Origin of the sequence: uncultured Gimesia sp., from assembly GCF_937910335.1 — a bacterium.
In the GTDB taxonomy this organism is placed as follows: domain Bacteria; phylum Planctomycetota; class Planctomycetia; order Planctomycetales; family Planctomycetaceae; genus Gimesia.
In genome coordinates, this window is record NZ_CALEMX010000450.1 from 1 (window position 1) to 14,500 (window position 14,500).

General features: G+C 47.8%; 4 protein-coding genes. All 4 read right to left on the minus strand.

What is annotated here, in order from left to right; genetic code table 11:
* Positions 1-23: 23 nt before the first annotated feature.
* The 4 genes from Q0668_RS17945 to Q0668_RS17960 all read right to left on the minus strand — a co-directional run bounded on the left by Q0668_RS17945 (position 24) and on the right by Q0668_RS17960 (position 14,369).
* Positions 24-323 carry a hypothetical protein gene (locus tag Q0668_RS17945; protein ID WP_298867136.1) on the minus strand — a complete coding sequence of 100 codons (300 nt, stop codon included), beginning with the start codon at positions 321-323 and terminating at the stop codon, positions 24-26.
* A gap of 311 nt (positions 324-634) precedes the next feature.
* On the minus strand, positions 635-997 hold the full coding sequence (locus Q0668_RS17950; RefSeq protein ID WP_298867137.1) for a hypothetical protein: 363 nt from the start codon (positions 995-997) through the stop codon (positions 635-637).
* Between the two features lie 12 nt (positions 998-1,009).
* Positions 1,010-11,965, minus strand: coding sequence for an Ig-like domain-containing protein (locus Q0668_RS17955; RefSeq protein ID WP_298867138.1), 10,956 nt, complete (start codon positions 11,963-11,965; stop codon positions 1,010-1,012).
* 964 nt (positions 11,966-12,929) lie between these two features.
* Positions 12,930-14,369, minus strand: coding sequence for a tyrosine-type recombinase/integrase (locus Q0668_RS17960; protein ID WP_298867140.1), 1,440 nt, complete (start codon positions 14,367-14,369; stop codon positions 12,930-12,932).
* Positions 14,370-14,500 lie beyond the last annotated feature (131 nt).

Consider the following 14,500-nt stretch of genomic DNA (forward strand, 5'->3'; position numbering starts at 1 on the left):
CCCATGAACCCCGATTCTCTCACTTAGGCTGGTACTAAGATCGGGGGAAGGTCAATCTCTTGCAGAATATTGTCATAAACAGACATCATTCTTGCCTCTTCATCTAAGTGGAGTTCTTCGATTCGTTCAAGATAATATGGACGCTCTTTTTCCCAAAAGTAACGATGCCGGTGAATATTTGTCTCATTCAATAAACTTGGGATGTTGTGCAGGAAATCAATTTCAGCTTCAAGCCACTCCTTTTCGTCCAATCCAAATGCAGTACGTATTTCGAGGAGACCATTGTGCAACAATTGAACATAAAGTCTTTGAAGCTCATCCATGCGACCTGATTCCTTTTATATCATTTAGGGAATAATAACTGCGGGGAGCTCCAGTATCGGATCTGGGATACCATCAGGAGTTCTGTTTCGAAGAGCTGCCTCTACACAGGTAACTCCAGATTCTCAGGTTGATCAGGTTACCGTCTGATTCGTGGATGAATTTGCCGGTGACGATGTTGCCTAGGCCGGATTTAATCGGCGGGCACTGTTTGATAACGGTGATTATAGCTTCACCGCAAAGTGTCAAACTCTGGAAAGTCTAGGAAGAGATTTAACCCACCGTTCATGTTGTGTTTAAAAATCTGATTGATCTAATCATCAATTGGAGAATCGTTTAGAGCAGATTGATAGCTGCTGTGTAGTAGTCCGATACCAATTTTTACAAGATCGCGACAACTGTATCCATTATCGTTTTGTTTATTTTTAGCTAGGAATATATTAACATAAAATGGACGTTCTCCAGCGCTCGCTAGTGATTTTATAGAAGGGTCTACTATTCCAAGTAGTAGCCAGTTAGTATTCACGTCCTCATCTTTTAGAGGCGGGAGAACACTAACACATAATAATTGTTGCTTGGTCTCCTTTACAAAAGAATCATCCATATATGTGCATTCTCTCGGTTCAGGTGAAGTAATAAAATCATGCGTGGATAAATAAAAATTTCTTTCCATCATTCTGTCTTCATTCTATTGTATTGGAATATCTGGCATCGTTATTGCGTCCAGTTGAATGTTAGAACTATCAATTAGTAATTCATCCCCCCCGCCCTTAAAGCCCCCCCATGGGTCAGCTTTTTTTACTATGATCTTGCTGTTATCTATGATGCGACCATGTGAAACAAATTCTCCGGTATTTGATAAACTAAGGCCAAGAGATTCTCTCGTTTGTTTACTAACGGGGTCTCTTGTCCACGATTTGCCAAATGGTCCTGATTTTCCACCCCAGTGACGCGTTACTTTCGTTCCAATTTTGGGATAATTATTATGCACCAAAGTCCCGAGAGAACCAACCAGATAAACGTGTTCTCCCTGAACTTCGAGATTATATACGGTTTCGTTGCCAACGCGAGGGGTGATTGAAACAACTTGTTTCAGGCCAGCCAGAGTTGAAACTTGTTCGCCCGGTTTGAGGTGCCCGGCTTCGACGAACTGCTTCCGATCGGCTGACCAGTAGCGGTGGTTCGATGTGACGGTGGTCGGTTCGTGCTGCCCTTTGATTCTGAGGTTGATCAGGTTGCCGTCTGATTCGTGGATGAATTTGCCGGTGACGATGTTGCCTGGGCCGGATTTAATTGGTGGGCACTGTTTGATGGAAACGACTTTGGCGGGGCCTTTCGCTCCGAATTCGGGGAGATCTAAATCAATGGTCGCTCCTAATTCGGCACCGTTTGATTTGATCCACTCCACAGGCCGCAAGAACTGCATGTCGAGGCGTTTGCCGTTGGCTTTGTGCATGGTGAGATGCAACTGTCGCCATTGACTGGGGATGATGTCCGGTACAAAATCATCGACCTCGGCGGCGATGGGGTTTTTCCCCAACAGCCGCTCGCCAATGTTCACATCTTTAATGTCTGCCGTTTTGTAAGGAACCGGCGTATCAGTGACCTGCGTCTTGGCTTCAATGTGAGAGACGGCGTTGGCATCGGTCTTATCGCCGCCAAAACCGAAGACCAGAGCGCCCAATAGACAGAACACACTAAGCCAGGATAAGGGGCCAGTGAATCGGGACGATCTTGTTTTCTCCGTCGGTGCGGGTTGACGTCGATCGGTCATCGAAGTTCCTTTCTGTGTCGGAGTGATAATGGGATTTGAAGAAGCAATCGGCGGCTGTTGCGGATTCATCAACAGAGGTGGTCCCTCACTGAGTGCCGTGCGTGGAGCAGAGCCGGACTGGATCAGAGCGAACTGCGGGTTCGCCTGTCGCTGGTCCAGGTGCCGTGCGTTCGTTGGATTGTTGTAGCGGGCGGTCTCATCCATCAGGCCATTGAACTCATCCTTAGAGAACAAGCGATCCAGATCCGCGAGTGTCCCCGTTTGCTTTTTGCGTTTGCGAGCGACCTGCATCCCGGCACCGACGACACCAATCAATACGAGCATACCGGCACCCGCTTCATGCAGTTCAACACCTGCCCCATCCTCAGCTGCCAGGCCCACGTTTGCCTGGAATCCGCCGGGAGCATCTTTCGCCAGTACGACCTGAGTATCTCCCACGAAACAGCGGAAGATGCCCAGTCCACCAGTCAGTTTTCCAAGCAGGGCGCCTGCAGCAGGAGCAAAGTTGAGATAATCCCAGACGTCTAATTCCTCACCCCTGTTCCATTTCTCGACTGCATTTGCCATCCCCGCAACTGTGGCAGCGCCTGTGAAGCCCCGTGCCACGGTATAAGCCCAGCCGATGTGAGCACCGCCAGCGGCGCCTCCGAGGATAAAGCCATACATAATTCCAACGACTTGTCCCCCAGAGTAAGCATTGGACTGATAATCGACATAGCGAAGATAATCTTCACCCAGTACTTTAGAATACCCTCCCCCTGTTAATCCATCCGCAAAACCAGCAAAAGCATTCACTGTGTTGTCGAGGGCAGGAGAGATGACTTCAAATCCAATTGCAATGGCAGAAGATCCATACATAAAAGTACCAGCCGTCAAGGGTAGTGCTTTTGTAGCTATTAGAGCATTCTCTGCCTCTAGGACACCCTCGGCACCTTTCGTTTTTGCATTGGAAATCGCGAGATCTTTATCTTTCTTGGCTGCTTTTTTAGCTGCGTCTTCCTTGACCACTGCATCATCTAACATTTTAGTTGTTTCAGTTGCCAAAGCTTTTTTGAGTTTAGCAACACCCTCTGTGATTTCTGTTTCTGCTAAGGTATGTTCCTTGCTGGCAGCCTGTTGAAAACGAGTGAATTCTGCAGGCCAATGTGTATTACTGTGATTCAATTCAGAGAGTGCCGCGGCTTTGGCATAATCCTGATCTTTTCCAGCGGAATCGATGGCAGCAACCATTCTGTTGTCTGCTTCATCGGTATTGAAAAGTTCCACTGCATCAACCTCACTATGCGAAGTAGTAGCGGCAGCGTTAATATTCGCTTCGGCCATGGTGCGATATGAGGCTGCTTCGTCAGTAACCCAGGCGAGACCAGCGGCGGCGGCGGCATTGGTTTGGAGTTCCGTTTGAACGGCGACCGCATTGGCGGCCATCATCCAGGCGGTGACTGCATTCTTCGCGTATAAATTCTCTGCCAAAGCTTCCATGGAGAGTTGAGAAGCTCTGAGGGCCGCCTGCGTCGTTTGATAAGCAGCCTGGGCATTGGCAACCGCAGCCACTCCTGGGTCATTGCCTGAAGCACTGATAATGGCAGCAGCTCGGGCAGAAGCCACAATACCTACGGCTGAAGCCTGGGCAGAGATCACAGCATTGATGTATGCCGGTTGTGCACTCAGAATCGCATTTGCGGCTGAGGCATAAGCATTATTGGATGCAGTGGTGAAGGCTTTATCGGCGGCTGCAACATCACGGACCCAGTCAACATCTGCATTAGCGTAATCAAGTTGTAATTGTTCAGAAGCTGCCGCCAGTGCCAGTTGCTGTGCTTTAGCTGCGTCGATTTCTGCATGAGCATAGGTGGTTTCCGCAGTAATCGTATCGTGATCCAGGGTGTTCTGGATGGCTGCGACTCCAGAACTATAAGTAAAGCCGGCGTCTGCTTTCGCATCTTCAAATGTCTTTTTCGCACTGGCCAGGGCCAATTCTAATGTGGTATAGGCTTGTTGTTTTTGTATAGCAGCCGCTAGATCATCATCAATATTGTCCAGGTAAAAGGCTTCATCTGCGTCTATCTTAGCGTCACCATTGGCTTTGTTTGCGTTCGCTAGTGTCTGACCAAATGTGAGTATCAGCGGTGCTGTTGCTTCGGTATATGTTAGGTATGCCTTTCTCTCATCTGTCACATAGGCTAAATTCGCCGCACTTGCCATTTTTGCATAGGCAACTCTATTCTCGGCATCTTTAATCGAATAATCTTTTCTCGCTTGCCAAACTGTCTCTATTGGTACGCCTGGGGCGTTCTCTATCAGGAGTAAAACAGCCCATGCAACCGTCATGTTATTCGGACCGCTAAAATTATTTTGGGTAGCTACCAATGTAGCCTTAGCCGTCGCTTTTGCCTGATCATATGCAGATTGCTTTAAAGCAATGGCAGCTGCTTGTGTCGTGCTGGCTGGTACCATAATATCACTATGATCTGTGGCAGCAGCAGCAATGTCAGCATCGTACGCATCTTGTGACATTTGAAGATTATTGGCTGATGTCTGATCGATACCGGCGACCGTTGAGTTATGCGCGGTGTTGGCTGCCAGTACAGCAGCATCGTAAGCATCCTGAGCTGTCTGTACTGTCTGGTCACGGGCATCTGATAAAGTGGTTTCTCCCGAGTTATAGGTGTTCTGTGCTGTTTGTATATCATCGTCCCGCGTTGTTGCTGCGGCAGAGACCGTGGCGGTATAGGTTGCCTGTTCGGCGGCTTCGGTAGCGGTATATGTGGCATCAGCAGTGGCATACGCGGCTGCCTGCGTGGCATCTGCGGCAACGACTGCTGTGGCTCGGTCGGCAGCGGCTGTGTCGATGGCACTGTTGTAGACATTGATTGCCTGATCGACTGCTGCCTGATATGTGGCGGCGGCACTTGTGATGGTACTCTGAATGCCTGCTAGCGCACTGTTTAACGCAGCAAGATATGTGGCATCAGAGCCAGCCAGTCCGGGGTTGTAGGAGGTATTCGGATTTGCGGCCAGGACGGCGTCCAGCGTGGAACGGCTTTGGGCTAGATCAGTATCGTATTGTTGTCTGGCTGCTGCTCTGTCAGTCAGGAAGGTTGCATGTGCGGCCTGCTCTGTCGTCTGGTACGTACTGTTGACAGCATTCACTGCCGTCAATTGTGCTTGAGAAGTGGCAGCGATGGCAGAATCGTATGTGGCATCAAAACTATTCAATTGTGTTTGATAGGTATCTGAGGCCTGTTTTGCTGCGTTGGTATAAGCCAAGTCAGAAGCAGCGATTGCTGTATCGTAAGTCTGGTTGGCTGCTTTGATGGCATTGTTATAGGTTTTGCTAATTGCGGCTTGACCGGTATTGTAGTCAGAAGTGGCCTGGCCAATCTCCTGCTCATAATTTCCATTATTCGCATCGGTTGTTGTTTTGTAGGCATCCTCGATGGCATTGATTTCTGTCTGGTAAGTTGCTTGAGCTGCATTCATCGCCTGTTGAAATGCTTCGGTAGCCGCTTTATTTTCCGCATCCACAACGGCTTGTGAGGCATTAAAAGCGGCAGCTAAGTCCTGATTGAGCGACGTAAGCGTTTTACCGAAATCATCTAATGCTGCATCGAATTCCGCCACCGCTTCATTGAGATCATCTGTTGCAGCATCAAGCGCATCGGTGGCATCGGGGTCTTCAGCTCCAACATTGAGGTTGACAGTGATGTCGTTGCTTTCAGATATCCCATCTGAGGTACGGTAAGTGAAGCTCACCGTACCTGTGAATCCTGCTTCGGGAGTGTAACTGAAAGTTCCATTCTCGTTAAAGTAGTTGATGGTTCCATTGCTCGGGCCACTCACCAGCACTGCTGTTGTAAAATCATCAGGAGAAGCACCATCGTTAGCGAGAACGCCGGATGACTTGCCCCCACCATCGCCGCCTACATTCAGGGCGGCATTATTGGCAACATTGTACGAGTCTGTCGTGCCCGTCGGCGCTATATTAGTAATGTCGAGCGTGACGTTTGCGATATTGCTTTCGAGAGTGCCGTCAGTAACTTTATAAGTGAATGAGTCGGCGCCGACATAACCGGCATTGGGAGTATAAGTAAATGTCCCGTTGGCAAAAAAGTTAATTGTTCCCTGCGTAGGAGCGGCTACAAGAATGGCCGTCAAAGGTTGGTTATCTGGATCGGAATCGTTGTTCAGGATACTGTTACCGAACGTGGCTTTGACATCATGCGGCAGTGTGTAGCTGTCATCAGAGGCTACAGGTGCATCATTTGTCATGTCAATGATCACCGTGGCAATATTACTGTCTGCGATTCCATCTGAGATATGATAGGTAAACGTATCTGTCCCAATATAATTTGCGTCAGGTGTATAAGTGAATAAGCCGTCGTCATCGAAACTGATGATTCCATGCGTGGGACTAGTGAGCAGGGTTGCCGTTAATGCATCTCCTTCCGCGTCGGAATCATTTACCATGAGTGATTGTCTAAAGACGGTTAATCCCTGATCGCCCAAGTCTGATCCAAACAGGTTTGCCTCGCCGCCAACGAGTGTTTTTCCTTGCATGATTTGATAATTGTCATCGGTGGTGACTGGCGCTGTGTTGGTAACCGTAAAGGTGACGGTGGCAGTATTACTTTGAAGCGAGCCATCCGTAAGCTGGTATGTGAAGCTGTCGGTACCCACAAAATTGACATTGGGAGTATAGTTGTAAGAACCATCTGAGTTGAAAGATAATGATCCTGAAATGACGGTTGAAAGAAGAGTCGCTTCGAGCGGATCATCGTCTGCGTCTACATCATTGCCGATGACGGTGTTCACAACGATCCAGTTATCCGGTAGTTCTTCGGTTCCTCCAGCTGCGCCCCCTTCTGGGACCTCAATCGGTGGCAGACCATAGATGATCGATCCATGCTCGAACGTATGGCTGTCGTCATTGGCGACGGGGGCAGTGTTGGTCACATTGATCACGACCGTGGCGACGTTACTGGAAGCGATGCCATCGGTAATCTGGTAGTCAAATTGATCTATACCTGTAAAGCCAGCATTCGGTGTATAGGAGAAAGAACCATCACTGTTCCAGGCCAGAGTTCCATTTGAGGGCAGCGTGGTGGTGATTACATCCAGGGTGTCTGCATCCCCGTCGGTATCGTTGTCAAGCAAACTGGCGACATAAGGGACGACAACGGTTTCAATGCCGTTTTCATCGATGGTCGTAATTTCCGGGAATCCGGCGGTGAGAGTCGTGTTATGCTTGATGGAATAGCTATCGTCTGTGGCGATGGCAACTGAGTTAACGACATCTATCGTCACTGTCGCGATATTGCTTTCATAAATGCCATCGCTGACTTTATAGGTAAAGCTGTCTGTTCCTACGAAGCCCACATTAGGAGAGTAGACAAACTGGCCCAGTGAGTTGAAAGTCAAGATTCCATTGGTAGTGGATGTAACCAGAGTCGTTTCCAGAAAATCACCATCGGTATCGACATCGTTATCCAGGACTCCGGCGGGCGTTACAGGCAGTTCGGTTTCTGCATCAATCAGATCCAGGGCTGACAGCAGGGTGTCATGCGAGATTGTGTAGGTATCATCGCTTGCCTGTGGGATTTCATTGAGTACATTGATGGTGACTGTGGCAGGAATACTGCTGGCGGTGCCCGAAACCAATTGGTACGTAAAACTATCCGAGCCAGCGAAATCGGAATCTGTGTAATACAAGTAGGAACCATCATTCAGTAGAGTCAGTGTTCCATGTGCAGGACCAGAGACCAGCTCTGCATAAGTGGGAGCATCGGCTCCGAACAGATCGTTATCAAGTAAGCCCGGCAGGGGTGTTTCGCCTTCTTCCACTGTAAATGCCGGCCCGGCTATAATGCGTGAATTTTTGGTTATGGAAATTGTGTCATCTACGGCTGTCATTGCAACGACGTTAATAACAATGGTGCCTGTCGTGTATTCCACAGCACCATCCATGATTTTGTAATCAAATTGGTCTGCTCCCGTGTAACTCGTGTTCGGCGTGTAAATGAACGAACCATTTTCGTTTAAAATGAGCGTGCCGTTGGTCGTTGATGTGACCAGAACCGTTGTGAAGGGTGTCCCCAACTGGAAATCAACACCTTCCAGGGCGCCCTGGTCAGCGCCAATATAGAACTTGGTGTCGGCATTGGCCTCGAATGATTTGGTTCCCCCTAAATTCAAAATGGGATAGACGGTCATTGTTACCGTGGCGGTTGAGGTCGCACCTTTGGTGTCTTCGATGGTGTAGGTGAAACTGTCGACTCCGGTGAAATTGTTAGTTGGCGTGTAATTGACGACTAGTTCCGAGGTCGTTCCATCAATGTACCATTGCACGGTTCCATTGACGGGTTGCGTGACAGAAGCCAAAGAGAATTCGGCTCCGTCGAGATCACTGTCATTTGCCAGAATATCAATTGTAGCGGTGGTGTTTTCATCCATGATAAAGGCATCATCCACGGCAACCGGGCGATGATTCGCTCCCAATGTGAGTTGCAGTTGATATTTGCCGCCGGTTGAAGTGGCTCCACTCCCAGCAGTGGTGCTGTCATAGTTGAGATTCGCTGCCGCCGATACGCCCAGGTAATAGGTGCCTGTCGTGATTGCGGTAAAGCGTAGCATCGCATCCGTTGAGGCGACGCCGGTATCAGGATCGCTGGCATCATTATTGAATGCAAGTTCATTGCCCGCCGCATCAAACAGACGCAAATAGCCATCGATGCTGCTGAAGACACTACCATCATCAAGGTATGCAGCATCCAGGTCCGCGAGTATCATTTCTCCATCACTCAAGGTGATTTCAAACAGGTCCACATCCAGGTCTGCTTGAGGACCATCACCTATCGTGCCTTCGACAGTGACAGCAGAGTTCATAATCAATGTCGTGGAGCGTGCCTCTGTGAGACTGTCGTCGTGGCTATGGATCGTTACCGTTAGCGTACCAGTACTTGTTTCGCCTCCTCCATCGGTGATGGTATAAGTAATCGTTTCTGAACCGGTAAAATCGATTGCTGGCGTGTAAAGAATCGCGTCCGTTGCACCAGCTTGAATGGAAATGGTCCCACTACCCGCTGTCGAAACATTGGTAAGATTCAGTCCTGCCCCATACGGGTCGAGATCATTTTCCAATACTGAAATCGCGGTTGAGAAACTATTTTCTTCGATCAGGAACGTATCGTTTTCGGCTGTCGGTATGACCGGTTGTAGAGAAACGAGTTCGAATGTAATGCTGGACCAAGCTCCTGCCACCATCGCCATATCATTAACGCCCCGTACGGCTATGGTGTGTGAACCTAAAGCGAGGCCGCTGGGAGAATAAGTGAATGTGCCCGTCATCGTATCCAGAGTGGCATAACCATCTGAGATCTGGTCACCATTCAGATCGACTTCCACAGCTAAATCAATCAATCCACCAATGTAGGAAATCTGACCGTTAATCGCGGGGTCAGTGGTGATATTATCACCCGGCATGTCTGTGTCATTCGTTAACTGGAGCGAAGTGATCTCTGGGTCCATGCCCGCCATCTCATCTTCCAATACGAAGGTAATACTGGACCAAGCTCCCTCTACCATCATCATGTTATCCACACCCCGCACTGAAATGGTATGTGAACCTAAAGCGAGGCCGCTGGGAGAATAAGTGAATGTGCCCGTCATCGTATCCAGAGTGGCATAACCATCTGAGATCTGGTCACCATTCAGATCGACTTCCACAGCTAAATCAATCAATCCACCAATGTAGGAAATCTGACCGTTAATCGCGGGGTCAGTGGTGATATTATCACCCGGCATGTCTGTGTCGTTCGTTAACTGGAGCGAAGTGATCTCTGGGTCCATGCCCGCCATCGCATCTTCCAACACGAAGGTAATACTGGACCAAGCTCCCTCAACCATCATCATGTTATCCACACCTCGCACTGAAATGGTATGTGTTCCGGGATTCAGGCCACTCGGGTTATAAGTAAAATCACCTGTCATCCAGTCAACAGTAGCAAAGTCATCTGAGATTTGGTCGCCATTCAAATCAACTTCAACCGCGAGAGACATCAAGTCACCCACGTGGAAAATTTGCCCACTGAGGGCCGGGTCAGTTGTAATATTGTCACCCAGAATATCTGTGTCGTTTGTCAGTATTAGAGAATTGACGATGGGTTCCATGCCCCCCATCGTGTCTTCCAAGACGAAAGTAATGCTGGACCACTGTCCTGTGACCATCATCATGTTATCCACACCTCGTACCGCGATAGTGTGTGAACCTAAAGCGAGGCCACTGGGCGCATAAGTGAAAGTGCCCGTCATCGTATCCAGAGTGGCATAACCATCTGAGACTTGGTCACCGTTCAGATCGACTTCCACAGCTAAATCAATGAATCCGCCAATGTAGGAAACCTGTCCGTTGATGGCGGGGTCAGTGGTAATATTATCGTCAGGAGCGTCTGTGTCATTTGTTAACTGGAGTGAAATGATTTCAGGGTCAGTACCAGCAGTGGCATCTTCGAGAGTGAAAGTGATGGTTGACCATTCTCCCTCAACCATCATCATGTTATCCACACCTCGTACCGCGATAGTATGTGAACCTAAAGCGAGGCCGCTGGGAGAATAAGTGAAAGTGCCCGTCATCGTATCCAGAGTCGCATAACCATCTGAGATCTGGTCACCGTTCAGATCGACTTCCACAGCAAGCATCATCATGTCACCGTTATAAGAAACTTGACCGATAATTGTCGGATCTGTCGTGATGTTATCACCAGGAGTGTCTGTGTCATTCGCCAGTAAAGGTAAGGAAATAGTAGGCGTGCTTCCGCCTGCTGACTCAGCGACGTCTTCCACCATGATGTCTGCCCATGTGGTTGAAGAGTTTCCGCTTGTGTCAGAAGCTTGAACACTGAATGAAGCATTCTGGCTCGTTTCATAATCCAGGGCGGCGATTAATGTGACCTCGCCTGTACTGGAATCAATAGAAAATGTGGTCGCTCCCGCTGTTAATTGATAACTGACTGGATCACTTTGGGGGTCATTAGCTGTGACTGTTCCTACAATCGTTCCCACAGCAGTGTCTTCTGGCAAACTCCACCAGTACCCCATACCCTCATCCGTAAAAGCGGGAGCTTCATTCACGTCGGTTATGGTAATGTCACCCCAACTGGTTGATGCATTTCCGTCCGTATCCGTGGCTCGTACTCCGAATGAGGAAAATTGACTTGTTTCATAGTCCAGGGCAGCGATGAGCGTGACAGCACCAGTTGTGGTATCGATCGAGAATGTGGTATTCCCCGAAGTCAACTCATATGTGATTGCATCGCCTTGAGGATCAGTCGCAGAGGCAGTCCCGATAACAGTTCCCACAGCAGTGTCTTCAGGAAGGCTCCACCAATGTCCCATTTCGCCAACTGCAAAAACGGGGGATTCGTTCACGTCGGTCACAGTAATGTCAGCCCAGGATGATGCAATTGTGCCTTCAGGGTCCGTGGCTTGCACGGTAAACGAAGCATTTTGACTGGTTTCGTAATCCAGAGCTGTAAGCAGTGTGACGACTCCCGTGCTGGAATCGATCGTAAACACGCTGTTACCAGCCGTTAACTGATAACTGACAGCTCCTCCCTCCGGATCAGTGGCAGCCACCGTACCCACGGTACCGCCAATTGGAGTGTCTTCAGGAACAGTCCACCAATATCCCATTTCACCCGAACTAAAGACAGGAGCATCGTTCGTCCCGCTTAGCATCACCCGGTCTTCCAGCTTTTCTAACGCTGCCAATGACCGTGAGGAACTTCGTTTTTTATGCCTGAGAGATTTTTGTAAACGATGGGAACGAAATTTGAATGGGGAACGAAAAGTAGACAACCAATCTTTCAACAGCATGGCAACCAGTCCTTCATTGCTACGAATCAAGCAAAGAATAGAATCTGGCGCACATTTCAGTCTTAGAAAGTGAAATATTGTTTAAACACTTTTATAAAGACTGCCTGTAGGCAGATAAATTCTTCACTCGAATTTTTAGTCAAATTGAAATTAAAGGATGTGATAATGCTACTAAAATTGAATGTTTCTCCCTGGAAGAGGGTCGATTAGAAACATTCAATAAACACAATGCATCATCGTGTGCCTGCGTGTTTTAAAGAGAAGCCAAAACAAACATGAATGTTCAAGCTAAAGGTCTGTTTTGAAAAATGCAAGAAATATTTTGATATTTTAAACATTTGTCTTATATCAATTTCTGCTGTTCTCAAAACAACGTTGAATAAACCAGAGACATTTGCGGATTGGGAGTTCGCAATTTTTAAAAAGAATATCTAATAAATCTTTGGTAAGTTTGAAATACTTTTGTGATTATTGTTTAATCAACAGCATGATTGCTTGACTGAGTCAGGCAGCTTCGGCCACCGTCAAGTCCTCTTATTAAGCTTGATTCCATTAAAACATATGACTTCTTGATCACATATATGACATCCGTTTTAAGGTTCGTTTTTGCGGAGAGCTGTTGAATCAATAAAGACAAACAATAAAAGCCCGATTGGATTCCGATATTGCCATCAGCGAAAACAAAATACGGGATTGCCGTAAAATCAGAGGTTTATGATACATGAAGTAGGGTCGGAAGAATCGTCATATTCGAATCTTCTGTGGTCACGGACTCCGGTTGCCGATTATGGAATCGACCATCCTCCAGATCGGTTAGGGGCGCGGATTCAAGCAGAATCAATCACAGTCTATAAATTTCGAATCGTACCGCACTTACCAAATGTAAGGCAGCTTCTACTGAATGACTTGTATCATCATGAAAGAATTAAAGAGAACGGAATCTCTGAGAGTTATGAAAGAAGACTCATCTTATCTGCCACCTATTTCCTTTGAATTTAGCTTCGTCGTCAAATTTGTTAAATTTAGTTGAGTATCGAATACACCATGTTTTAGCAATTTGCACGGCTAGTCGAATCAACAGCGCATTGGTAAGTTGTTTTCTTTTCGTCTCGGGACGTGAATGAGTATAAGTGGCAGTCATCCCTAAACCGTGGCTCGCCCCATTCGTTGCAGAAGTAGAATGTCCCATCAATTCACTGCGAATCAACGGGTCTACATTCCCGTCCTGTAAACAGGTGGCAAAGAGATGTCGCAGCGATTTGGGGGCTGTGAATTGAGGTAGTTCAATTTGCTTTGTTAATCTGATGAATTCCGTTCGAATTCGATCTGTTTTCAATGTGCCACAATCGCCCCAAATTGTTCGTGAGAATTTCATCCACTGACTTCTATCCATTGCATTACCTGAGACTTCCTCTTCTTTAACCACTCGTTCCTGTAGTAAGTTTTCGAGTTGTTTTTCAGTATATCCAATCATCTTTGGATGTACGGAGCTTGACGTATAACGGCGTTGTAAAAAGACGGGGCCCGTGACTCGATCACCGATGATGATTTTCAGAACATCTCTCAGTTCATCAATCAGTGGAATTTCACGTTCATTGCGTGTCTTTACCTGCCACCCTAACCGAGGTTTATTTCGGACGTAGAGCATTCCTTTTTTTAGATCAATATCATCTGGAAGCAACAGGTGGATAAGTTCTCCTGGACGGAGCCCCGTCAGCATGAGAGTGAGAAAAATCGGGAACTGCCAGTCATCGCAGGCTTCTAGAAATGCCTTTTCCTGATCTGGACTGAAAATGGAAATGACTTTAGCGTTTTCGATTGGGATGCGGTCCAAATCGAGAGAGGAAAACGGGTTTTCGGCATATGGAGAAAGGTGCCGTCGTTTTATCGCATAACCGAACATACTTCGGCAGCATTGCAGAATGTATTTGATGCCCTTGTCCAGCAGAGGACGTTTCTGCGAATTCTCATGGCCGTTCGGAGCCACTTTGATCGTCCGCAGGTAATGCACAAACTCCTCAGCATGTCCGACCTGAAACAGAGATGTTTTTGAAGCGACACCTTTTTTCGTGATGAAATTAATGAGGTGGGTTGTCGCAGCCCGGTAGCGGCGGATGGTCTGCAATGAAGACCGTAGCACCTGTTCGTGATGGTTGAGCCAGCGTTGTTGTAAATCATCAATGCTTACTGGCTCGAAGTTGAAGACTGAGTGAGTATGCGACTCCAGTTGGGAATTAATACGCGCGGCCATCTGCCTTGCTTGCTCTTTGTCGGGACCAAGCTTGGGTCGCAAACGCTTTCCATTTTCATGGTAGGTGAGGTACCAGATTTTTCCGCGCAAATCGCCTCGGACTTTGCCGATACGGAACGATGTCTTACGATTTTGCTTTGATGATTGCTTCATCAACAGAACCTTTCAGAGAACCCCCGTGCCACAAAACGCCACAAATTGTGCCACAAAAAGGAAGCTCTGGAGCGGTCCAGATAAAGCAAATGCCGTTGAGTTATAGGCTTACAACTCAACGGCAAACAAAG